The organism is Sphingobium sp. AS12 (assembly GCF_019097845.1).
In the GTDB taxonomy this organism is placed as follows: Bacteria; Pseudomonadota; Alphaproteobacteria; order Sphingomonadales; family Sphingomonadaceae; genus Sphingobium.
In genome coordinates, this window is record NZ_JAHRGM010000032.1 from 1 (window position 1) to 23,334 (window position 23,334).

Here is a 23,334-nt window from a genome sequence, read left to right on the forward strand (position 1 = left end):
TGCGCGGCGACACAGATCCCATCGATGACCTGCTCCCCTACAACTGGGTAGATAGTCGCGCCACCGCCAGCCCCGTCATCGATCAAGCCGCCTAAGCGCTCCCCTGTGGGGGTATTTTAGCGCTTACGCTATACTTGGGGCGGATGGTCCCGAAATGCCAACGAAGCGCTAGAAAATGGGCGTTTTACCTTGCCAGTGAAGGGATGAAAGTGCGTTCCGGTCGCCGCCAGTCGATGCCTTCCAACAGCATCGAAAGCTGGGCCGCAGTCATCACCACCGATCCCGTCTTGGTGGACGGCCCACGAAGCGGCCACGGTCCATCCGCTTGTAGAACTTCACCAGATCGCCGCGCTTCCCCGGAAGGCGAACAGCGCACCGGAATGCGGGCTCTGCTCCAGAACCTTTTGCGTCATAACCGCCAGGCCGTCGAAGCCCTTGCGCATGTCCGTCGCACCGCAGGCCAGGAATATCCGCGCCGATGGCGGCAACGGGATCATCGCGGCAGTGCGCCGATCACCCGTGACAGGACATCGGCATCAACTGCTGCGTCCACGGTTACCTTGATGCCCGACGGCAGTTCGATCCCGATCAGACCGCTGACGAGCGGCGCCATCAACGGATTGGGCAAAGCTGGCGGCTCGCCGATCCGGACCTCGGCGAAGGCTGGATCGGCCACCTTGCGAACCCCCGCAAGCTCCCCGGACATGGCTTGCAGCCGCTAGGTGTAGATCGACCCGCTGCCAACATCGTGGCGCTCGACGGCCGTGCGAATGCAGCCATCTGGACCAAATGCATCGCGCAAGACCGCCAACTTCTGCTCCACCGTCCGCGCCGACGACCCGACACCCGGCTAACGATCTCGATCCGACCACTCATACGATGACTCATATGACTACTCGTCCCATCGCTCGATGAATCCTCGATCTCGTCCGACACCGGACACCCCGCTTAAAAGAGCGGCAATCATCCCGGTGAATGGGCGCCGCGCAAGGTGGCCGTCAGGCCCCGCTTACCCATTAACAGCCGGATTGCCTCCACCAGATCCTAAATATAGGTATTCCCGCTTAATATTCCCAAATTTATCAACGTTAATTGGCTTGGCTTCGAGACTGGTCTTGGCAAATTTGAATAAAGCCGTGCACAAGCCGACGTAGGCAAATGAGCCGATGAAGCAAGTTCAACCGTTAAAAAGATAGCGCTCAGTCCGATCCGAATAGATCGCGGGTGAAGATTTTGGAGGCTACGTCATCTAATTCCGACGTTATCCGGTTAGCGATGATGATATCGCATTCCTGCTTGAAAGCCGCGAGATCCTGCACCACCCGGGAGCCAAAAAACTGCGTTTCCTGCATTGCTGGCTCATAAACCACCACTTCGATTCCCTTGGCCTTTATGCGCTTCATGATGCCCTGAATCGACGACTGGCGGAAATTGTCGGATCCCGCCTTCATCACCAACCGGAAAACGCCAACCTTCCGAGGGGATTTGGCTATGATTTGGTCGGCCAGAAAGTCCTTGCGCGTTTGGTTGGCATCAACGATCGCGCGAATCAAATTTTGCGGCACCTCAGAATAATTGGCCAGAAGTTGTTTTGTATCCTTGGGCAAGCAATAGCCGCCATAGCCAAAGCTGGGATTGTTATAATGCGATCCGATGCGCGGATCGAGTCCAACACCCACAATGATTTGGCGCGAATCCATGCCATGGGCAATAGCATAGCTGTCCAGTTCGTTAAAAAATGCTACGCGCATGGCGAGATACGTATTGGCGAATAGCTTGATTGCTTCGGCCTCATGAGGATCGGCGAACAATATTTCGACGTCTTTTTTCTCCGCACCCTCAAGCAATAGGTTCGCAAAGATACGAGCGCGTTCCGATCGTTCGCCCACGATGATGCGCGAGGGGTGCAGATTATCGTATAAGGCTCGGCCTTCACGCAAAAATTCGGGACTGAAGATGACCTGCTGAGTGCCCAAACGGCGACGCACATCCTCAACGAAACCAACAGGGATGGTGGATTTGATCACGATAGTAGCGTTAGGATTACCGATCTTGGCCGTCTCGATCACCACTTCTACCGAAGACGTATCGAATTTGTTACTTCCAACATCATAGTTGGTGGGCGTAGCAACAATAACATAGTCGGCGCAACTCAAGGCCTCTTGCGCATCAAGCGTAGCATGTAGGTTGAGTGAGCGACTGGCAAGAAAATCCTCTAACTCAGCGTCAGCGATGGGTGATTTGCGGGCGTTAAGCATATCAACGCGCTCGGGCGTGATATCGACAGCAACCACATCATTATGCTGCGCAAGCAGAACGGCATTGGAGAGTCCGACATAGCCGAGCCCAAAAACTGCGATCTTCATCCTTAGCCATTCCTCTGCATTTACCAAAAATCAGATCGACTTCACCACAAGTTATGGACAAAGCAACATCAAAAGCATTGATCTTCTTACGATCTACGGTTGTTTTCGATTACGCTGACCATAATCCTGCATGTATGTTGCAATCCATATCACAGGCCTATCCATGCAGCGGCGTGGCAAATCGAACATTTGTCGATATCCATATAAGGGTTCTCGAAACGGCTCCAACCCATTTTTCATTCTCATATTGGGAATATGCGATGACAAAAAATGAGCATTATCACATAATCGTTATCTGCTTCTTTTTTTGATCCGGCCTTTATGCTGCCATGAATCTGAACCGTTCCACCGGGTTGGCTGAAGTCTCCAGCTTCTGCGTTAGCGGTGTCGATATACGCAAGGTGAACCGCCCTGGGATTGCGGGAGGCCCTAACACCTGAGGGGAAGGGTCTACGATGAGCAAGACGACGAACAAGTTTGCCGCTGAGGTTCGTGAGCGGGCGGTTCGCCTACTACTGGACCAATAGGACGAGCATCCATCCCGCTGGGCAGCGATCACATCCATTGCTCGGCTGCTCAGGGCACACACTGCTGGAGTGGGTGAAGAAGGCCGAGGTCAACAGCGGCAAACATGCTGGCGTTCCCACCCAGTTGGCAGACCGTCTCAAACCGTTCGATAATCAACGGCATATTCTGGCTGCTCCGTTGCGGGGCTCCATGGCGCGATGTGCCGCCCAAATACGGAAGCTGGAAAACTATCTACCGACGATTCCGGCGATGGAGCGAAGCCGGGGTGTGGGAGACAGTGGTGGTAACGCTCGCCGAGGTCATGGCAGACAGCGGCCGCTATAGCATTGACACCACAACCGTTCGCGCCCACGTCTCGGCAGCGGGCGGAAAAGGGGGACTCATCGACGCGCTCTTGGCCTCTCGTGGGGCGGGTTCACCAGTAAGCTTCACTGCCTGGCTGATGCCTCGGGCGACCACTCGCATTTCTCGTGACGGGCGGGGAGGCGGCAGGTTGCAAGGCGTATGACGCCCTGATCGGCCTACCCGAAAACAAACCCGACGCCTTGCCTGCAGACAAGGGCTATGAGGCCGACGCCATCCGCGCCGACCTTGCCGAACGTAAGATCGAGGCTGTCATCCCCGGTCGTTCAAACCGACGGGTGAAAATCGAATACGACCGAGCACTTTACAAGCAGCGCAACCACGTCGAGCGAATGTTCGGCCACCTCAAAATCAATCGCGCGATCGCCACCCGCTATGACCAACTTGCCAACAGCTTCCTGAGTATGGTTTATATCGCCACCGCCAGATACTGCCTCAAATTTGTCCACGCAGCCTGGCGCCCATTGGCAATATCCCGCCTGCCGAAGCCTAGAAGCGCTATTACGCCAAGCTCGACGACGGGCCCATGGCTGCATAATTTAAACCGAATAGCTCCGGCGAACCCGGGGCGGTTCAAGGCGATGCAGAAGTTTGCGCCTTAGATCCGGGCATGGGCGGTGTGGATGGTTCAGGATCACGGAGGCGACCTTCCGTCCTATTGAGCGGCCACCGTTTTGATCTCAAAGAAGATAGGCTGCGTTCCGCAGGCGATATTGGATTGGGTGAAAAGGCCGAGGAGATCCATCGCAGAGGACGATGGCGATCCTTTGAGTCCGTCGAATATGCCACGCTGAAATCGGTTGACTGGTTAACAAACGGCAACTGTCCGATATGCCGTCTGCTGAAGCCGAAAAACAATATTACGCGATACTGAACGACGTCTCTATAGCAGCAACGCGCATGAGGGCACGTCGAAAGCGCAAACTCTTGGCTATGCACTGATCGGCGGGATCGACAATCGCGATCGGTGGATTGACCCCAGATAGCGACCGAAACCGGCAGCATATCCGCGTCAAGGGTTCCGCTTCACCTGCGCGCTGCTGGTTTTGCCGATGCGAGCTTCTATTTCGCGCGCCAATAGTGCAGCCTCTGCGCTTCGCCCTTATGTGAGCTTTGGACTCCACGCACAGGTAAAAAAAGGCTGGATGCTGGCTGCAATGGCTGGTTAGGAAGAGGGGGCGATAAGTAGGGGCGCAACGGGCCAGAACAGGCGGTACGTATCGACAGAGGTTTCCTACCGTCTCAATGGCGGTCGTGAACTTTTCTCGGCCATCGATGCCAAGGCCGGTAGCGGCGACTATCGCGAAAGCATTGCGTGGGGTGTTTGGTGGTAGTGTGCGGCGATCTAGTGTGGCTGGCAATTGGGGGCTTTCGCTGCACGCGGTCTGGCATATTAATTCCTGTTATTACAATATAATAGGCATAATGCGTGGTTGGCCTGAGCCGGTGCAGCGGGATGACCGATAATACGTATGGACGCATGGCAGCTTCAAGCCAAAAGCCGGACTTGATTGATCAAGGGCTTGGGCCAGCTAACAAATTTTACTGCGACGCTCAGTCTGCTACAGCCTTTAATGCCTTGGCAAACTTTCATTTTACACCCATGAAGCGCAAGCTGGTTGCGCGTGATTCCGCCGAACAGCAATGTCTTTATTTAGTTCAGGCGAAACATGGTTAGCGACCTTATGCATATCGTTCCCGTTATCCTGTCCGGAGGATCGGGCACGCGACTTTGGCCTGTTTCTAAGCCTGAACGTCCTAAGCAACTGCTGCCCTTGACGGCGGACGAGACCATGTTGCAACTCACCGCTGTGCGAACGCGAGGTTTCAGCGCGGCTTCGATCATCCGTCCGATCCTCGTATCCAACGCCGCGCACGCTGACATCATCGACGAACAGTTGCAGCAGAGTAACATCGACGATTATAGCGTCATATTGGAACCGATCGGGCGCAATACCGCCCCTGCGATCGCATTGGCCGCGCTGGAAGCGCAGCCCAGTGACGCACTACTGGTGATGCCGAGCGATCATGTCATCGACGATCTGCCTGCCTTCCATGATGCCATAACCCGTGCCTTGCCGTTGGTCGCTCAAGGTTGGTTGATCACGTTCGGCATCGAACCTGATGGCCCCGAGACTGGCTATGGCTATATCCAGATGGGGCAAGCCTGCGGCGACCTGGTTAATAAGGTCGTTCGCTTCGTCGAGAAGCCGGATGTCGCCAATGCCGAACGGATGCTGGCGGAAGGCAATCATGCCTGGAATGCGGGCATTTTCCTGTTCCGCGCGGACGCCTATCTGGCCGCCCTTGAGCGACATCAGCCTGACATGATGGCCGCAGTGCGCGCGTCAATGACACAAGCGAAGCGCGATGGCCCGCATATCTTTCCCGACGCCATGGCTTTTCACGCCTGTCCTTCGGATTCGGTCGACTATGCTATTATGGAGCGGGAAACGCAGGTCGCCTGCGTACCCGTCGCCATGGGTTGGTCGGACGTCGGAAGCTGGGACTCTCTTCACGCCGTAAGTACCCGTTGCACCGATGAAAATGCGGTTCGTGGCGACGCGCTGCTGCTGGGCGCCCGCAATTGCCTGGTTCATAGTGACGGCCCGCGCGTCACGCTGGTCGATGTCGACGACCTGATCGTCGTCGTGTCACAGGGCGAGGTCATGATCCTCAAGCGCGGTGAATCCCAGAAGGTGCGCAAGGTGACCGAAGCGCTCAAGGCTCTGGCCGCCGCGACATCCTCACACTGATTTTCCATCGCATGGCCGCCCTGATATGTGCGGCATGGAGAGATTCATGACGCAATCCGTTTCCATCGCCGACCTGATGGCGCAGTCGGGCGTCGCGTTCGGCACCAGTGGCGCACGCGGTCTGGTCAGCGCCATGACCGACCGGGTCTGCTTTGCCTATACCGCCGCCTTCCTCCAGCATCTGAGCGCTATCGAGCAGTTTGCGCCGGGCGTCCATGTGGCGATCGCAGGTGATCTGCGCCCGTCCAGCCCGCGCATCATGGCGGCCTGCGCGGCGGCGGTGCGCCATATGGGCGGGGATGTCGATCTGTGCGGTTTCGTGCCGTCGCCGGCCGTGGCGGCCTACGGGTTCGCGCGGGGCATCCCGTCGCTGATGGTGACGGGCAGCCATATTCCCGACGACCGCAACGGCATCAAATTCAACCGCATCGACGGGGAAGTGCTGAAACCCGACGAGCTGGCCATTCGTGCGCAGAGCGTGACATTGCCCGACCTGTTTGATGGGGACGGGATGCTGAAGGATAAGCTGCCCGCCGAGCCGCTAGTAGATGTCGCGACTGCCTATATCGCGCGCTATGTGGATTTCTTCGGTGGGCAGGCGCTGGCCGGACTGAAACTGGGCATATATGAACATTCCGCCGTCGGCCGCGACATATTGGTCGCGCTGGTCAAGGCGCTAGGCGGGGATGCGGTGTCGCTGGGGCGGTCCGACCGTTTCATTCCCGTCGATACCGAGGCAGTTCGCCCCCAGGACCAGGCGCTAGCGCGGGAATGGTCAGCGGCGCTCAAGCTGGACGCTATCCTGTCCACCGACGGGGATTCCGATCGGCCCTTGCTGGCCGATGAGAACGGCCTGTGGATGCGCGGCGATGTGCTGGGCATGTTGAGTGCGCGGGCGCTGGGGATTGGTGCCATTGCAACGCCGGTCAGTTGCAACAGTGCAGTTGAATTGTCGGGCCTGTTCGCGACCGTGCGACGGACCCGGATCGGGTCGCCCTTCGTGATCGAGGCGATGAACAGGCTGGTTGCAGAAGGACAGGAGAGCGTCTGCGGCTATGAGGCCAATGGCGGTTTTCTGATCGCCACACCGGTCGAGGCGGAAGGGCGCATTCTGTCTGCGCTGCCGACGCGCGACGCGGTGTTGCCGATCCTGTCGGTGCTGGTGGATGCGCGACGCCGCGGCGTGACGCTGTCCGCGCTTCAGGCGCAATTGCCTGCGCGCTATACGTTCAGCGAGCGGCTGGAGAATTACCCGACGGCGCAAAGCCAGGCGCTGATCGCGCATCTGGAACAAGGAACCGAGGCCGCCATATTGGCGCGGCTGACTGCCATGTTCGGGGCGCTGGCTGGCGAAGCGGACGGGATCGACCGGACCGACGGGTTGCGCATCCATTTTACCGGCGGCGACATCATCCATCTGCGACCCAGTGGCAATGCGCCGGAACTGCGCTGCTACACCGAAAGCGACAATGCGCAGCGGGCAGCGACCCTTAACGAGCAGGCTCTGAAACTGGTCCGCGATTACACTATCGCGGCCTGACGCGCTATCGGCTGAAAAGCCGACAGTAAGCTGGACAATGACTCGCTGTTTGCGCAACATCAAATCATTGTGAATCAACGATTTTCCGTCACAGCACTGTCCCAGACGTAACGGCCATAATCCTATTTCTCTTTATAATCAGGGACTTGTGGATATTGGCCGATCGCCCATCATGCGCGCAGGTGGGGAGCGGCCAATATCCGCCGATTCAGCGCGGAACGGCGAGCAGGGCCGATACCGGTCCTGCCGTCAGGGTGAAGATGCACTCGCCCTCCAGCAGCAGGCAGTCGCCCTTTTCCCAGCTAAGACCATTGACCGTGCCTGCGCCGGTCAGCGGTGTGAACCATAGCAGCTTGCCGTTGGGTAGGGAGAGGCTTTGATCCGTCGTCCAATGCACCAGATCGAGTGAGAAGGGGGCTTCGCTGTCGGCGATCAGCCGGGCTTCGCTGCCCAGTGGCGCTTCGATCACGGCGCGGCCATAGGGCTGGAGGCGGCTGACCGCAGCACCATCGTCCAGATGCAGTTCGCGGGGCCGGCCATAGTCATAGAGCCGATAGGTGACGTCCGCATTTTGCTGGATTTCAACGAGCGTGATGCCCGCGCCGATGGCATGGACGGTGCCGGCCGGAATGAAATAGCAGTCGCCTGGTTTCACCGGCTTCCAGTCGATCCATCGTTCCAGCGATCCGTCCTGCGCCGCCGCCCGGAACTGGTCGGGGGACATGGGCGCCGTAAGGCCGATACCCAGCGTCGCACCCGGTTCGCAATCAACGATATACCAGATTTCCTCCTTGCCGCGCGTTAGCCCCTTGGCCCTGGCCTGCGCGTCGTCGGGATGTACCTGGATCGACAGTCGTTCACTGGTGAAGATATATTTGACCAGCAGCGGCAGGTCGCACCCATCGGCGCTTTCGAACCACACCTCCCCGATCTTCCGCCCTGCGCCAGAGGCGAAGAGCGACGGGAGATCGGTTCGGCCCCACGGTTTTTCGACATAGTGGGGGGAAAGCTTTTGTGTCAGCATGATATCCTATGAGTTTTAGCGCTTTTAGCTCTCTTTAGCGTCAGTTTCCCCATGAACCAAACCCCATGTAGATTGCGATCACATCCAGACTGGTGATGTTCAGGCCATGGCGCATTTTCGGGATATCATAAGATCGTTGGCCCGCGCCATTGATGCCAACATAGACGGCAGCGGTCACGCCGCGACTGGACATGACGATGTTGAAAGCAGAAAGTATCCAGCCGTCTGGGGGCTATTCAATCTTCATATGTTCAGACCCAGCCTCTGCCCGTCATAATGTTCGCGCAGCGGCTGCCACCACCACTTGTTTTCCAGATACCAGCGCACGGTTTTTTCGATGCCGCTGTCGAAATTCTCCTGAGCGCGCCAGCCCAGTTCATTCTCCAGCCTGGCCGCATCGATCGCGTAGCGGGCGTCATGGCCGGGACGGTCGGTGACATATTCGATCAGCTCCGCACGCGGCGAATCGGTCGGCACCAGCTCGTCCAGTACGGCGCAGATCCGCAGCACCACGTCGATATTCCGACGTTCGTTGCGACCGCCGACATTATAGGTTTCGCCCGGTTCGCCGCGTTCGATGATGAGCTCCAGCGCGCGGGCATGATCGTCGACATAGAGCCAGTCGCGAATATTGTCGCCCTTGCCATAGATGGGCAGCTTGCGACCCTCCAGCGCGTTGATGATCGTCAGCGGGATCAGCTTTTCGGGGAAATGATACGGCCCGTAATTGTTCGAGCAGTTCGATACCACCACCGGCAGGCCGTAGGTGCGCTGCCAAGCCTTGGCGAGATGATCGGACGCTGCCTTGGACGCTGAATAGGGCGAGCTGGGGTCGTAGGGGGTGGTTTCCTTGAACAGGCCTTCATCACCCAGCGAGCCATAGACTTCGTCCGTTGAGACGTGGAGGAAGCGGAAGGCGGCCTTCGCGTCGCCCTCAAGCCCGTTCCAATGGCCACGCGCGGCCTCCAGCAGGGTGAAGCTGCCCACGATATTGGTCTGGATGAAATCAGCCACGCCGGTGATGGATCGGTCGACATGACTTTCGGCGGCCAGATGCATGATGCGATCGGGCCGGAAACCGGCGATCGCCGCGTCCATCGCGCTGCGATCGCAGATATTGGCGTGCAGGAGCTGGTGGCTGTTCTTGCCTTCCACTGCCTTCAGCGAGGCCTCGCAGCCGGCATAGGTCAATGCATCAATGGTCAGGACATCATAGCCCCTTTCTAGCACCAGATAGCGGACAAGGGCCGATCCAATGAAGCCGGCACCGCCAGTGACGATTACCCGCATGGGTTATGCACTCCAGCTGACATCGGCGGAAAGATCGGCCAACAGCGGCTGGTTGCGATCCTTTGCCGAAAGGGTGTCAGGGTCCGCCGCATCGGGCCATTCTATCCCGATCACCGGGTCGTTCCAGGCAAGCCGCGTGTCATATTCGACGCTGTAATCACTGCCAGTGACCTTGTAGCAGATGACCGTATCAGGTGCGAGTGAGCAGAAGCTATAGGCGAAGCCCGGCGGTATCCAGAACTGCTTGCCATTGTCGAGTGTTGGCCTTTCGTCCATAGCTGAGGTTGGCTGCGTAGGGTGATCTCGTTTCATTCCGGTATTGGTATGGTTGATGTCTAAGTCCGCCTCATATTGATGCCAGTCCAAGGTAATTGGACGCCGGAAGCGGCTGCGCACACCGTGAATACACTGTTGCTGAGCGACGGGATGCTGTGTTGGTTCGAGGTGCCGACATAGTCGTTCAAAATCACAAAATCACAAAATCATTGTCACATGCGCGGTCAGCACCCTAAGGGCAGCAGAATGCAGTTACTTAAAAGCTGGTGGGCCAGCCTGTCGAAGAGGTATAATCCCAGATCGAACGGCATTCGGGTGAGCTATGTTGCCCATACTCATATTACGTCCGCAAACCTATCGCGTATGCAACAGGATTGGATCGCGGCGGCAGAAGCTTATCGCCAAGCACTTACCCATGAGCCCCATCTGCATCATATATGGATCCAGCTTGGCCATGTTGAGAAAGAAGCCGGAAACATCGCTGGTGCCACGGTGGCTTATGACGAAGCGGCGCGTCTAAAGCTAGAGGATGCCGAGCCATTGCTGCACCTGGGACATATGGCAAAAAGATGGCATCAACCTGAAACGGCAGCAAAATATTTTATCAGAGCGTTGCAGCGTGATCGGGCCAATCTACAGGCGGTTGCTGAGCTGGCACGCGTGATGCCCGATCGCGAAGACATGGATTTGGCGGCATGGCTGGATGTGCTTTCAGTGCTGCACATTGATCCTGCAACGCAGATGATCGAGGATGAACGGCAACGTTCCTGTCATTCCATCGCCCTAGACGTTACCGACCTGCTGGCATTTTTGGGGCAAAGACGACTGCCGACAGGTATTCAGCGCGTACAGATAGAGGTGTCGCTGGCATTATTACAGCGCAGTGGCGATTTCCAAATAATATTTTGTATCTACTCTAGCGCCAGGCGCGGATGGGTAAAAATTCGGCCAGATTACTTAAAAAAAATCTGCGAGTTAGCGAAAGAAAGCGACGATATATATGATCCAAGTTGGAGAAAAAATCTATATGAATTATATTGCAGCATAGCAGTATCGAGAAAGATTTCATTTTCACCAAAAGATATATTAATAAACTTAGGTACATCTTGGTCGGAAAGAAATTATCTGCTTGATGTCCGTACTGCGCGTAGTCGAAATGCGATTATTTATATCCCGCTGGTTTTTGATCTTATTCCGCTGATCAATCAAAATTGGTTTATGCAATCGCTCGTACAAGATTATCGCGTTTGGTTCCAATCCTTACTGTATTCATCTGATGGGTATGTAGTAATTTCTCAGGCTACGCAGCGAGATTTGTTACAGAAGTCCGCGCAATTTGGTGTAGAAGTCGAGCCAGAATCTGTCGCTGTTCTCCCCCTCAATGGTGATTTCCGTCAAGGTTCCGCTCGTGCAGACATACTGCAGGCCTACGGCCTTGCTCCTCGGCGTTATGTCCTTCTCGTTTCTACCCTTGAACCCAGAAAGAATCACAGCGGTGCCTTTAGTGCATGGTTGACGCTTGCCGACGCCCTGGGTGAAGCGGCCATGCCGCATTTGGTATGCGTCGGTGGACGCGGTTGGCTCAATGAAGATCTGCACCAGATGCTTCGCGAGAATCCGGCCCTAGAGCGCATGGTTCATATTCTGCATGGCGTTCCTGATGATAGGCTGGCAGCGCTATATGAGCATTGCTTGTTTACGCTTTATCCCAGTTTCTATGAAGGATGGGGGCTTCCCGTGTCTGAGTCCCTATCATACGGTAAAGTGCCAGCGATTTCGCGTACTTCGTCATTACCGGAAGCGGGCGGCCGCTATGCCTGCTATTTTGATCCAGAAAATCCTGCCGACATTGCGGCTACGGTGCGATCGCTTTTGGACGAGGAAAAATTAACCGCTGCCGAAGTCGCAATAGCGCAGGATTATGTGCCGCAAAAATGGCACCGTATCGCACAGGATTTACTTTCACACGCCAGGGCAATTATTCCGCGTGTTGAAAAGGAACTTGTTCGCATTAATAACGTAGGTATTTGGGACTTTACGAACACCCAGTTTATGGAAGATTATGAACACCGGCGCTCGGGTGAACCGCTTCGCTTGGGTCGTGCCTGGCTTACACCGACCGAAACAGGTTGCGGGATCAGGGGCGATGATGCCGCATTATGGTTCTATTGGGCAGGGCTGCCGGACACCGTACTGCATATATATTGCATTGGCAGTCGAGATGCGCGGGTAGAAGTTGAGTTTGACGGATTGCGCCGGATATTCCGGATCGAAGACGGTATGTCGACCGTCATTCCTTGGTTGCTGCCACAGGTTGCTGGACCGATGCGGATTGCCATCGTTCCGATTGCCGGTAACGTCATCGTGGAAAAGGTCGTGGTTACATGCGCCGATGCCAATGGTTGACAAATTTACCGCACGAGCAGCAGCATCACGTCATCTGTCGGCGACGCGGAAAGGATCGCTTCCCGGCTGATCGGCTGGATACCAGCCTCCAGCGTTATGACAGACAGGGTAAATCCGTCCGACAGGATTTGATCGATGAATGCACCTGGGTCAGCATAGCGAACCCGTGCAAATTCCAATACGATGGTGAGTGGGCGATGTTTCCTGAGAATGGCTGACATGCCGTGCCAGATTGCCTCTTCGGATGTGTCCGCATCAATTTTGATGATATCGGCATCGTGCAGATCGCTATAACTGTCGAGCCTGCGGGTTCGCAGCAATCGACTTTCCGTCGCGGCATCGCCTGATACCGGGTGATCGGCGGGCAAAAGATGCGCGTTTTTAGGTTCATCGGTTGGCACGACCAGCAGAACGTCTGCTTCGGTATTGGACAAAGCTTGCTCATGCACCGTCGCGATGTTCTCAAACCCATTTATCGCAAGACTTTGCGTCATGCGCCGCGCCAGATCAACATTGGGTTCAAAAGCGTGAACTTGCCCCTCCGGACCGACAAGATCTGCCATCAGGAGGGAGAAATAGCCAAGATTAGCACCGACATCGACAACTTTCATGCCGGGCTTCACTAAATCTGCCAGCAGCTCGGTAAGCCACATTTCCCAGTAACCGTCGAGCAGCAAGTGGCTTGAAAGCCCCACGTCGGAAGTGTCCACGATCATCTTGTATCGCCCGAGTACCCGGCACAGCGAACGTCCCTCGCCCAAATAGGCGTTGGCGCACAGTTGGCGGATCACAGCCTCGTTGCGTTGCCGCGGATGGGATCGGAGATGATCCAGATGAAATAGGCGGATGCCGATGTCATTCATCGAACTGGAACGAAAACGGGAGAAAATATGCTTCATTTGTCCGCCCATATGCCAAACTGGACGTCAAGGCGACCCCATACCGAAACAGGTATCAAAAGAGCCAGGGTGCATTGAGTACCGTCCGTTATCAGGATATGACCGCAATCATGACGCTTCAAAATCACCAACCGGTCAATTGCCCGTTGCGCCAGTCGGGACGCGCAATTCCGTTGGTAGGTTGATATTTTTATGGCGTATCGTCTCAAGTTAGAAGCTTCCCTATGACTATGATTTCAAGCACGTCCGGATCGACCGGCGATCGCGGCTTCTGGAAGGGCCTTAAAGTCCAAGGGGACGTGATCGGCGCACTTTTGATGCGCGAACTGCATACCCGCTACGGGCGGGAAAATATCGGCTATCTTTGGGTATTTTTGGAACCACTCAGCCTGGCCAGCGCAGTTGCACTTCTCCATGCTGGCCATGGTTTACCGCATGGGGGCATACATCCTGTTCCTTTCGCGATCCTTGGATACACGATGTTTATCATGTTCCGTGGAATGGTGACGCGTGCAGATGGCGCATTGGAATCCAATATGCCGTTGCTTTACCATCGTCGCGTCACGATTTTTGACATGATGCTGGCCCGTGGCTTGCTTGAGGGCGTGGGAACGACGATGTCCTTCATCGCACTAATGGGCCTGGTCACCGCGTTGGGAATGGTTGGACCTCCCGCTCGCCTGCTGGAGTTGCTGACCGGCATTGGTTTAATGTTCTGGTTCTCTTTCGCGGTCTCACTATTAATATGCGCCGGTACGCACGATAATAAACTAGTCGCACGGTTCGTGCATCCGATAACATATGTTTTGATGCCGTTATCAGGAGCATTCTACCAGCTTTCCTGGATACCGGAGCCTTATAAATACTGGCTGACTTGTTTTCCCTTGGCGACAATCTTTGAGCTTTTACGATACGGGCAATTTCATGCTGCCAAAGATACCTATATTGATATTCCCTATGTCGTTAGTTGGTGCCTCCTGCTGACTTACGCCGGGCTTGTTTCTATTAGGGTAACCAGACGTCGCATTCATCTTCACTAAGGTGCTTATTTTGGATCAATCCTCTTCAACGGCTCGGACTTGGTTGTCGAGCTGGCTACGCAAACATCGTAACTGGTGTCTGATCGTGCTGCTTCCTACTGCGCTGGTCGCGGTATATTATTACCTGATTGCGGCTGATCAATATCAGTCGGAAGCGCATTTTGTTGTCAGAACGTCTGACACGCCGTCTGCTGCGCCCAGCGGCCTGAGCCAGGCGTTGACGATGGTTGGCGGAACATCTTCCGAACGCGATGCCATGGTTGTCGCCGATTATCTCGAATCACATGATGCAGTCAAAGCCCTGCAATCGAAGATCGGTCTGAGTGAAATGTATCGCAGAGCGGAGGCTGACCCGCTGTCTCGGCTATGGTACATTGATCCCAAACCTGAGCAGCTCCAAAAGTATTTTAAAGGTAAAGTTGACGTGGATGTCAGTTCCGAAACCGGCATTACTACCCTTAAAGTTCGCAGTTTCCGACCCGAAGATTCATACCGCATCATACAGGAACTGCTCAAGCTGGGCGAAGGCCGGGTCAATACGCTCAATCAGCGCAACTACGCCAACGCGATCACAATGGCGCAACGACGTGTGCAGGAAGCTGAAACCAATTTGTCGCAGGTACAGCGGCAGATTACCCAGTTCCGCAGGAGCGAGGCTGATTTCAATCCTCAGGTCACCGGTGCGTCCAGAACGGGCATGGTATCTGAACTTCAGGGACAGCTTGCTGTCGCGAAGGCTCAGGAAGCATCCATGGCTACGGTCGTTTCCGCCAACAGTCCGCAACTCGTGGCGCTTCGGCAGCGTGTGGCCGCCCTCTCTCGCCAAGTCGCTGTAGAGAGTTCCAAATTGTCCAGCGGGCCTGGCAATGTCGCGGCGGGGATGGGAGCTTATGAGGGCATCAAAGTTCGCCAGGAGATGGCGGGCAAGCAGCTCGAAATTGCGTCAGCCGGGCTTCAGCGCGCCCAGGACGACGCGCGCCGCCAACAGCTTTTCGTTGTACCGGTGGTCGATGCGAACATCCCAGTGAAAGCGCTATTCCCGGAGCGTACTAAAACTGTGCTTACAGCTTTTTTTGCCTTGATGCTTGCTTACGGGATTGGCTGGCTCATCACCGCAGGTGTAAAGGAACACGCCGCTTAAACCAATATGACGTGCCCGGCGCATCCACGCCGAGCACGTCGCTTTTTACCTAGTCGCGTTTTGCACCGCGATGACTGGCGAGAATAGTTGACCCAACGCCTGCACCAGTTTGAGCGGCTGGTTGGCCGCAGCGTTGCCGATGTAGATCAGGTCTTTATCCCGCATAACGAAACGCTGCGCGAGAAAGTAGTTCTGAGCCTGCATCATATCAATGCGATAGGCTATCGGGGTCAACACGGGCGGTTTGGCAACCGAGGATGCATTTGGTCCGGCGGAATCCGTCGGCGGGATCGTATCGGATGTTAGACGAAAGACAAATACCGACCTGGGATCGGCACGACCGTCATTCGGCCCGCCGGCCCGCGCAAGCGCTTCCACGAGGGTCAGCTTGCGGCTTTCAAATGGTATTTGCGATATCCGATCCAAAGCGCCGAAGACTGTAAAAGTACGAGGCTGACGAATCAATTCGACGCGATCGCCCCCCAATAGCACCAAATCGTCGGCCGATCCCGCGACAATGCTGTCGAGGGGCTGCTCCACCGTACGACCATGCCGCGTGAAGCGGACGATAACATCCTGTGCGCCGGTGCCGGTCGCGGTGGACGATCCGGTTTGCGTAGTGCGGCTGATGCCGCCTCTCTCGGCAATCACATCAAGCAATGTTTCGCGTGCGAGCGTTAAAGGCAGACGCCCGGGATTTGCTACATCCCCCATAATTACGACCGCATTGGACACATTACGTCGAAGTGAGACGACCACTTGCGGGCTTTGGGATTTGCTCCTTAGTGCAGCAACGATCCGGTCCTGTACCTGTGCGGTCGTCAGGCCCGCAACCGATATGGTGCCGACATAGGGCAACGTAATATTGCCATCGCGATCTACGACGATCCCGCTGCCGCCAACGGTCGCGCTGCTGGCTGACAAACCTGCCCCGTTATCTGCGGACGGGTCGGATGTTCCGATATTGGCTTTGCCACCAAATAGGGTAACGCCCACTTCGTAGATTTCGACTGACAGGACATCGCCTGGACCAATTTGATCGACCTGTCCGGCGAGAGCCAAGGCAGCCAATATATTAGTCGGGCTGCCTGTCATTGATAATGTGTCAATATTATCGGGCGCGATATCGACAATCTTAAAGCCAATGGCGTTCTGCGTCGTTGCGCTCCGTGCGATTTGGGTTCCAGTTGGACCATTGCGGGGCAATGATGTGCAGCCGCCTAAAACCGTTGCCGCTAACAAGATGAGTTCGGGTCGCGCAGTTCGCGTCCGGCGTTTAACGTACATGATATCACTCCAATGCTGCCGGGCAGCGTTCGCATAAGCCGGTCGCGTCCGATGGCAGTTCGTGTTCTGTCGCAAGCGCCTAGCCTCTGACAACCTTTTGGTAAAGTTCTCCAACCCGATTGGCAAAGGCCTGCCGGGAAAATCGGGCGGCTTGGACGGGCCCTTGCCTGGCAAGCCGGGTCCGCAGGTCAGCGTCTGCGTCAAGTCGACGGATCGCACCAACCATGGCATCGATGTCATAAGGGTTCACGGATATTGCCGCGTCACCCGTTATCTCAGGCAATGCACCCGTGGTACTCGACAATAGCGGAACCCCTGCGGTCAGCACTTCCAAGGCTGGCAGGCCAAAGCCCTCATACAAAGCTGGGAATAGACTTGCCTTTGCACCATGCACCAAATCAGCCAGCAATGTACGCGGGACGTAGTCAATGCGACGGATCCGATCGACTCCTGGCAATTTGCGACCATGTGCAAGGCCAAGAAGCTTCAGTTCCCGATCGGCATGCCATGCCTCTGCCCCTACAATAACGAGAGGCGTTGCAATGTTCGCTTCAAGATAAGCCTGAATGATGCGGCCAAGATTCTTCTTAGGCTCGATTGCGCCGAAGAACAGGAAATAACCCTTCATCTTCAGATCGAAAAGCTGGTCTAGTCGATTGGGCAGTGCCGCAGGATCGCGCAGGGGAGGCATGTCGCTCGCCTGATAGCAGTTCGTCACCATTGCCGGACTGGCGTCTAGCAAGTCGATGATATCCATACGTGATTGTTCTGATACCGTAACGATATGATCGGCTTGATCGACACAGGTGCGTACCAATGTGTCGTAGTAGCGCTTATCTTCAAGGCTGGCACGGGGCAGGCGCAACGGCACCAGATCATGCAGAGTGTAAATATTCCGAGCGCCTGCCAACCGTATCGGCAGGGGATAGGTCCAGTGCATGATTGCAGGCGGATTAGGCATCCTTAACGTCATGAACTTACCGTAGCGTCGGAAATGTCGAGCGCATATGTCGTAGAGTTCGGCCCGATTGAAGAGCCGGTCAAAGGTAGGCAGTTGCTCGCTGCCTCCCGAAGGCACTGTACGGCCGGTCACTGGTATCTGGATCAGGTCATGCGCAAAAGGATGCACGCGCCAACGCCGCATCCGACGCCGCATCGTCAACTGCTTGGGAAGGTCCGCTCCTAATTGTCCGAAAAACAGGGACTCCCTCAGGTCGTCATCCACCTTTCGGGGGATGTTAACGCCAAAAACGAGATCTACCGGATGGCCCAATTCGCTAATGGCTGCAGCCAGATTGCGGCCATAGGTCGCAACGCCTGTTCCCTGCGGCATGGCCAGATTATATCCATCCAGCCCGATGCGGATTGGCGGTGAAACGGTATCAGTCATGCGATCCCATACAGCTTTATGAGCCGCTGTGCATAGGGCTCGAGTGCAAAGTACTTGGCCCTATTGGTTCCAAGTTTTGAAAGGCGATCGCGCAGTACGGGATCGCTGTTAATAGCGATCAACCCATTTCGTAATGCAGCTTTATCAAGCGGATCGACAAGCAGTGTGGCGCCACCACCAACTTCTGCCAATGCGGGTCCATCGGCAGACAGGACAGGGGTTCCCAGCGCCATAGCTTCCACGACAGGAAGGCCAAATCCTTCAGCAAGGGAAACGAGGATCAAAGCCCGTGCGCCAGAAATGAGTTGGATTACCCTGTCTCGGGGTTGAAGTCCCAGTCGTATCGCCCCTGGCGTCATCTTGATACGCGCATCTATGGTCGCGGCATCAAGGCCATCAGGCCCTGAAATGACCAGTGGTGTCGCGATGCCGCTGGCATGATAGGCATCAAGCAGACCGAGCAGGTTCTTGCGTGCTTCGACCGCGCCAACATATAAAAGATAGTCAGACCGGGCGAGGCTGTAGGGCAGTAAGTCAAGCTGCACGCCCGCGACGTCAGCGGCCTGATGACAGGTTGTCACCATGTCCGCTGACCATCCCATTTTTGCGACGATCTGGGATCTTGCGGTGTCCGAGACGGTTACGAAACTACTGCCCGCATTGCGCAGTGCGTCCAGTATTCCACGAAGCCTGGGACCGTTGACGGGACTTGGAATGGCAGGGTCGAGCGGCATGACGTCATGCACCGTGTATAGGTTGCGCCATCCTTTCAACCGTAGTGGCAATGGGTAGGACCAGTGCATGATGCCAGGCCGACCCGGCACGACGATCGACATCGGACGCTTGTGCATATTGAAGAACACCTGCGCCTCACGGAACACATCGCGCGCATAGAAGCCCCGATCATTGGCGACCGCTATGCGGGACCATGGGCGCGCCGCCCTTAAGATCTTGGCTGAACGTGAGCGATGCTGTGATGGGCCGCCATCTTCCAAAACCAAGGGGCGAATGCCTGCTACCTGCAATGCTGATATCAGTGTGCGGGCATATTGTCCTACCCCTGTGCCGCTCCCACCATCGTTCAGCATCCTTCCGTCAATGCAGATTGTCGGGCTATCTGGATTCACCTGTTCCGACCTCGTCGAATCGATAAGGTTGGTTTGCACAAAATCAAATTGCCAAGTCGATCAGGCTCATCGCTTCGAACAATTCCTGCCGACCCAGCATATTTTCAGGTTTGCAATAGCCAACGGCGCGCAACCCGATGACGAAATCACGCGGGTCTTCAGCATATCGCGGATAGGAGCCCGTCACATTGATTTTGATATGAAGGGCACCGTACTCCCCCACTTTCGCCATGAAACGAACGGGCTGGCCATGGCTGATTTCAAAGAGCCTGACGACATTCGTTTCTTCGTTTGCAACTCCATCGAATAGGGTCATCAAACAGTCAGTGGCGCCTGGTGCCACTGAAAATTGCAAATATGCCAGGACAGATGTTCCAGGTTTCATTTCCGTAGGTATTGAGAATGTAGGCTTGGAACCTTTCATCCACGTGCCGTGATTTTCTACTCCATATAAAAACATGGATTCGATCAGGATACGCCTAGGATGGTTGAAATAGCTTCGTGCATTAATTCGACTTCCTGGTGCCATCTTGAAGGAAAGGGCCTGGCCTTCCTTGAGATTAGCCTGAAAAGGCAAAACATCAGTGTCCTGATATATTTTGACCTTTTCTAGAAAATCTGCGCCCACATCATTCCAAGTCGTGGGTACGAATCGATCACGGATGGCTTGCGCTCTCCCTTCACGATACGTCCGGTCTGTGATCATGCGGCGAAAGACTTCCGTTCCCTGCGTGATGCTGAACGGGTCCACATAATCCACAAGGTCACCGCCGACTTCAGGGATCGAGGAGGTGTCGGATGCAATGCAAGGACGCCCGTGTAACAGGCTTTCTCCGACCGGCAGACCCCAGCCTTCGACGAAGCTGGTAAAGACGGAAAATTCGCAATTGGCATAGACCGCGTTCAATTCGCCGTCCGATAAATTATGCGCGATATGGACGCGCCCGTCGAGATTATTCGTAGCCGCCAAAACGTCGGTGAGCGCGCCAATCTTCCACCCATGCCGCCCAACAAAGACGAGGTCTGGCACATCGACGCCCTGGGCCATCAATCGACGCCAGACGTTGACGACATAAATGTGATTTTTGCGCCCCTCTATGGTTGAGATATAGGCCGCGTACCGTTTTCCCTTCACGCGACGCAACTGTTCCGGCCACTCAACCGATTCGTCCGTTTCGCGCGTGAGGTGATGTGCCAAGGGTACCGTCATCATCGGGATGGAGCGGCCACCATTTTCGGCGATGAAGTCCTTCAGAGCAACTTGTGTCGCATCAGAAATCGTCAATATGAAGTCGGCGACGGCGCAGAGTTCGCAGATCGCCATCGAGAAATCAGTGACCAATGCGTCATCGCAAAATTCAGGATGCGTTACCGGAATGATGTCATAGACATAGGCGCCGATCCGTACGCCCATACGTTTGGAATGCACGAAGTGCCTTACGGTGTTGCCCAATCCCCAAAAGGCACCCAGCAGGATGACCGTGCTGCCTTCCAACGGTTGCACACGTTCTGCTGAATCCTCGCACTCCAGGATCATTGCACGAAGCGTATCATGATCGACATGCTTGCCTGACGCATAGCTGATGATGCGCATAACCTGCGCATTGTCGGCCATCCAGAATTCCCCGGCCGGAAGAACTCGCGTCCAATCCCCCGCATCGGACAAGATGAAGCGGACGGAGACGTCAGCATCCTTGATCGCGTGCAGAGCAATCCCCGCTTGCACGCGCTGGATACCCGACATGGTCACATGGGCTTTTAAATATCCAAACAAGTCCTGGATGGAAAAGAATATCGTTCCTTCCCCCAGTCCAATCGCGGCTGAAACCTTGGGGTCATTCCGCAACAATCGGATATTGCGCACTGCCTCTGTATTGGGCGTTGACTTGTTTGCTCTTTCATAGGCTGCAAGAGCCTCTTCGCCTCGATCAAGACGGCGCAAAATGTCGGCAAGATGGGTGTTGGCGTCGGCGTCGTCGATATCCAGATCGACGGCTGTCTGATATGCCTGAGCAGCCTCTTCCAACTGACCCTGTTCTTTCCAAGCATGACCCAGTTGAACCCAAATGGGCTGATCTGCATTATTGAACGCAAGATGGCGGGTGTAAGCGTTGACCGCTCCCTGCCAATCGCCCGCGTCACGACATTGATTACCCTTCCGGCGGTCGGTGACTTTGCGTTTGCTGTCCAATATTTTTGAAAGCATATTTTGCTCCTAAAGGCCCAAAAGGCAAATGCCGTAATTACGTGCTTCCTGCACTAGGCCCGATCGTCCTGCAAGCTAGGCGCCCCAGATTATCGTCGCTTAGTTTCTATATTTGTTTTGCGCCTGGGACTCCCCGGATTTTCCTGCGCGGGAATTATTGACCGCATTGCGACGGTGCGGGTGGTTAGGCCGCAGACCCATAAACTCGGAGCCACAGTCGCATTGATGCGAGTTGGACCATCGCGAGGAAGTTCTTTGCTAGCTGTCATAGCGGGCGGCAACCCGGCGGAAGTGCTTCAGCTTGGAGAAAAAGCGCTCGATCAGGTTGCGCTCGCGGTAGAGCCAAGTGCTGAAGTAAGGTTTTGACCGGCGGTTGGACTTGGGCGGGATATTGGCGAACGCACCTTTCTCGCGGAGAGATGCTCGGATGCGGTCGGCATCGTATGCCTTGTCGGCCAGCACTATTGTTCCGGCGCCGATGTGGTCGAGCAGGTCGTCGGCAGTTTGGCCGTCATGGCTTTGCCGGCGGTCAGGCTCAGCCGGATCGGGAGGCCTTGCCCGTCGACGACCGCATGGATTTTGGTCGTGAGCCCACTCGGGAACGACCAAGACAATGATCTCGATCCCCCTTTTTGCCGTCGCGGCCTGTTGGTAGGCACGCACGGAAGTGCTGTCGATGATCTGAATGTCGCCATCATGGGCTGCGGTAATGGCATCCATCATTCGGTCCCACACGCCCGCCTTCCGCCATCGTGCGAAGCGATTGTAGCAGGCGATGCGCGGGCCGTAGCGTTCAGGAAGGTCGCGCCACGAAGCACCTGATCGAAGCACCCAGAAAATGCCGTTCAGCACGCGGCGATCATCAACGCGGGGCATACCTCGCGGTTCATTGGGCAGCAGCGGTTCGATCACGCGCCATTCGAAGTCGGTCAGATCATATCGGCCCATGGTGGGCCTGAATCACAATTCGACCCGACGAGGAAGCCGTCCCATTGCAAGTCTCGGAGGTTTGCGACAGCATCAGGCTATGTTCGACTGGTCCGATCTGCTCCTGCTTCTCCCATTCAGGGTATTTGTGGCGCTCTTCGCTATCTTCTGCGTGTTGGTAGCCGCCGCAATCCTCTGGGCAAAATACGGCTGAGCCGCAGTCCGCCCAAAGTGCCAGCAACGTCCGCTTTATGGGTTCACGACCTAATGTCCGGTGGAGAATGGCGCGGAAGGACAATTTGCTGCGTATGGTGCTGTGAAGAGTGGCACGGATCATTTCCTTCGGCACGTCGATCCGCGGTTCGTAGTCGCTTACGTTCTCCCCTGAAATATGACCGCTTTTTGGTAGAGTCCGATGGCAAGGATTCGGACGGATATGAAGCGGAGCAGGTTCGACGAAGAGCAGATTATCGCGATCTTGAAGGTGCAGGAGGCTGGCATGGCGACGGCGTAGGTTTGCCGCCGCCACGGGATCAGTTCCGCGACCTTCTACACGTGGAAGTCGAAGTTTGGCGGTCTGGATGTGTCCGAGGCCCGGCGACTGCGGTCGCTCGAGGAGGAGAACATCCGCCTGAAGAAGCTGTCAACGGGCACCGAAGATTCCGCAAAAGTGGGCATCTAAAATTCCCTAGTTTGGCGGGAGGGTTTGTGTCGGTGATCAGCCGTGATGGAGATCGGGCTTTTCCTTTGCTGGCGGGCGGCCGCGCC

18 protein-coding genes and 7 pseudogenes are annotated in these 23,334 nt (G+C 55.8%); 11 read left to right on the top strand and 14 right to left on the bottom strand.

Annotation, left to right across the window (positions count from 1 at the left end):
• Nucleotides 1-184 precede the first annotated feature (184 nt).
• From tnpB to KRZ98_RS12925, 3 genes and pseudogenes are all read right to left on the bottom strand, one after another.
• A pseudogene (gene tnpB / locus KRZ98_RS12915) lies at nt 185-497 on the bottom strand (IS66 family insertion sequence element accessory protein TnpB).
• Nucleotides 494-706, bottom strand: coding sequence for a transposase (locus KRZ98_RS12920; RefSeq protein ID WP_254798384.1), 213 nt, complete (start codon nt 704-706; stop codon nt 494-496). Before KRZ98_RS12920 ends, tnpB begins: the two are co-directional and overlap by 4 nt.
• A gap of 493 nt (nt 707-1,199) precedes the next feature.
• Nucleotides 1,200-2,366: a nucleotide sugar dehydrogenase gene (locus tag KRZ98_RS12925; RefSeq protein ID WP_217673923.1), complete on the bottom strand. Its 1,167-nt coding sequence runs from the start codon at nt 2,364-2,366 to the stop codon at nt 1,200-1,202.
• A gap of 455 nt (nt 2,367-2,821) precedes the next feature.
• On the opposite strand from KRZ98_RS12925, the pseudogene KRZ98_RS24110 reads away from it, so the two are divergent.
• The 7 genes and pseudogenes from KRZ98_RS24110 to KRZ98_RS12950 all read left to right on the top strand — a co-directional run.
• A pseudogene (locus KRZ98_RS24110) lies at nt 2,822-3,035 on the top strand (IS3 family transposase); the annotation flags it as partial.
• A complete protein-coding gene (locus KRZ98_RS24585; protein ID WP_217673924.1) occupies nt 2,998-3,402 on the top strand; it encodes a transposase in 405 nt (134 codons plus the stop codon). The pseudogene KRZ98_RS24110 and the gene KRZ98_RS24585, both read left to right, overlap by 38 nt.
• A pseudogene (locus tag KRZ98_RS12935) lies at nt 3,356-3,682 on the top strand (transposase); the annotation flags it as partial. The gene KRZ98_RS24585 and the pseudogene KRZ98_RS12935, both read left to right, overlap by 47 nt.
• Before the next feature lie 287 nt (nt 3,683-3,969).
• Nucleotides 3,970-4,199, top strand: a pseudogene (locus KRZ98_RS24115) (hypothetical protein); the annotation flags it as partial.
• Between the two features lie 514 nt (nt 4,200-4,713).
• Nucleotides 4,714-4,935 carry a hypothetical protein gene (locus tag KRZ98_RS12940; protein ID WP_217673925.1) on the top strand — a complete coding sequence of 74 codons (222 nt, stop codon included), beginning with the start codon at nt 4,714-4,716 and terminating at the stop codon, nt 4,933-4,935.
• Entirely contained in the window at nt 4,928-6,013 is a 1,086-nt protein-coding gene (locus tag KRZ98_RS12945) for a mannose-1-phosphate guanylyltransferase/mannose-6-phosphate isomerase (RefSeq protein WP_217673926.1), read from the top strand. The genes KRZ98_RS12940 and KRZ98_RS12945 overlap by 8 nt, the downstream gene beginning before the upstream one ends.
• A gap of 46 nt (nt 6,014-6,059) precedes the next feature.
• Nucleotides 6,060-7,553, top strand: coding sequence for a phosphomannomutase (locus KRZ98_RS12950; protein ID WP_217673927.1), 1,494 nt, complete (start codon nt 6,060-6,062; stop codon nt 7,551-7,553).
• A gap of 208 nt (nt 7,554-7,761) precedes the next feature.
• Here the strand turns inward: KRZ98_RS12950 and KRZ98_RS12955 are convergent, their stop codons facing one another.
• From KRZ98_RS12955 to KRZ98_RS12970, 4 genes and pseudogenes are all read right to left on the bottom strand, one after another.
• Nucleotides 7,762-8,577, bottom strand: coding sequence for a class I mannose-6-phosphate isomerase (locus KRZ98_RS12955; protein WP_217673928.1), 816 nt, complete (start codon nt 8,575-8,577; stop codon nt 7,762-7,764).
• Between the two features lie 40 nt (nt 8,578-8,617).
• The gene (locus KRZ98_RS12960; protein WP_217673929.1) at nt 8,618-8,770 is read right to left on the bottom strand and encodes a hypothetical protein; all 153 of its coding nucleotides are present in this window, start codon (nt 8,768-8,770) and stop codon (nt 8,618-8,620) included.
• Between the two features lie 50 nt (nt 8,771-8,820).
• Nucleotides 8,821-9,867, bottom strand: coding sequence for a dTDP-glucose 4,6-dehydratase (gene rfbB, locus KRZ98_RS12965; protein WP_217673930.1), 1,047 nt, complete (start codon nt 9,865-9,867; stop codon nt 8,821-8,823).
• 3 nt (nt 9,868-9,870) lie between these two features.
• Nucleotides 9,871-10,128, bottom strand: a pseudogene (locus KRZ98_RS12970) (dTDP-4-dehydrorhamnose 3,5-epimerase family protein); the annotation flags it as partial.
• 330 nt (nt 10,129-10,458) lie between these two features.
• Here KRZ98_RS12970 and KRZ98_RS24590 point away from each other — a divergent pair.
• Nucleotides 10,459-12,549 (top strand): glycosyltransferase family 1 protein, encoded by a 2,091-nt coding sequence (locus KRZ98_RS24590; RefSeq protein ID WP_217673932.1) that lies wholly within the window; start codon nt 10,459-10,461, stop codon nt 12,547-12,549.
• A 5-nt stretch (nt 12,550-12,554) separates the two neighbouring features.
• On the opposite strand, the gene KRZ98_RS12980 is transcribed toward KRZ98_RS24590, so the two are convergent.
• Nucleotides 12,555-13,448, bottom strand: coding sequence for an FkbM family methyltransferase (locus tag KRZ98_RS12980; protein WP_217673933.1), 894 nt, complete (start codon nt 13,446-13,448; stop codon nt 12,555-12,557).
• Between the two features lie 299 nt (nt 13,449-13,747).
• On the opposite strand from KRZ98_RS12980, the gene KRZ98_RS12985 reads away from it, so the two are divergent.
• Nucleotides 13,748-14,488 carry an ABC transporter permease gene (locus tag KRZ98_RS12985; protein WP_368389826.1) on the top strand — a complete coding sequence of 247 codons (741 nt, stop codon included), beginning with the start codon at nt 13,748-13,750 and terminating at the stop codon, nt 14,486-14,488.
• 85 nt (nt 14,489-14,573) lie between these two features.
• A complete protein-coding gene (locus tag KRZ98_RS12990; RefSeq protein ID WP_217673935.1) occupies nt 14,574-15,629 on the top strand; it encodes a lipopolysaccharide biosynthesis protein in 1,056 nt (351 codons plus the stop codon).
• Nucleotides 15,630-15,674: 45 nt separating this feature from the next.
• Here KRZ98_RS12990 and KRZ98_RS12995 read toward each other — a convergent pair whose 3' ends face one another.
• The 6 genes and pseudogenes from KRZ98_RS12995 to KRZ98_RS13020 all read right to left on the bottom strand — a co-directional run bounded on the left by KRZ98_RS12995 (nt 15,675) and on the right by KRZ98_RS13020 (nt 23,095).
• The gene (locus KRZ98_RS12995) at nt 15,675-16,916 is read right to left on the bottom strand and encodes a polysaccharide biosynthesis/export family protein (RefSeq protein ID WP_217673936.1); all 1,242 of its coding nucleotides are present in this window, start codon (nt 16,914-16,916) and stop codon (nt 15,675-15,677) included.
• Between the two features lie 79 nt (nt 16,917-16,995).
• On the bottom strand, nt 16,996-18,306 hold the full coding sequence (locus KRZ98_RS13000) for a glycosyltransferase family 1 protein (RefSeq protein WP_217673937.1): 1,311 nt from the start codon (nt 18,304-18,306) through the stop codon (nt 16,996-16,998).
• The gene (locus KRZ98_RS13005; RefSeq protein WP_217673938.1) at nt 18,303-19,394 is read right to left on the bottom strand and encodes a glycosyltransferase family 1 protein; all 1,092 of its coding nucleotides are present in this window, start codon (nt 19,392-19,394) and stop codon (nt 18,303-18,305) included. The genes KRZ98_RS13000 and KRZ98_RS13005 overlap by 4 nt, the downstream gene beginning before the upstream one ends.
• A gap of 82 nt (nt 19,395-19,476) precedes the next feature.
• Nucleotides 19,477-21,639: a glycosyltransferase gene (locus KRZ98_RS13010; RefSeq protein WP_217673939.1), complete on the bottom strand. Its 2,163-nt coding sequence runs from the start codon at nt 21,637-21,639 to the stop codon at nt 19,477-19,479.
• Nucleotides 21,640-21,823: 184 nt separating this feature from the next.
• Nucleotides 21,824-22,587 (bottom strand): annotated as a pseudogene (locus tag KRZ98_RS13015) (IS5 family transposase).
• The gene (locus KRZ98_RS13020) at nt 22,574-23,095 is read right to left on the bottom strand and encodes a hypothetical protein (RefSeq protein WP_217673940.1); all 522 of its coding nucleotides are present in this window, start codon (nt 23,093-23,095) and stop codon (nt 22,574-22,576) included. The pseudogene KRZ98_RS13015 and the gene KRZ98_RS13020 overlap by 14 nt, the downstream one beginning before the upstream one ends.
• On the opposite strand from KRZ98_RS13020, the pseudogene KRZ98_RS13025 reads away from it, so the two are divergent.
• Nucleotides 23,003-23,209 (top strand): annotated as a pseudogene (locus KRZ98_RS13025) (transposase); the annotation flags it as partial. The gene KRZ98_RS13020 and the pseudogene KRZ98_RS13025 overlap by 93 nt on opposite strands.
• Nucleotides 23,210-23,334 lie beyond the last annotated feature (125 nt).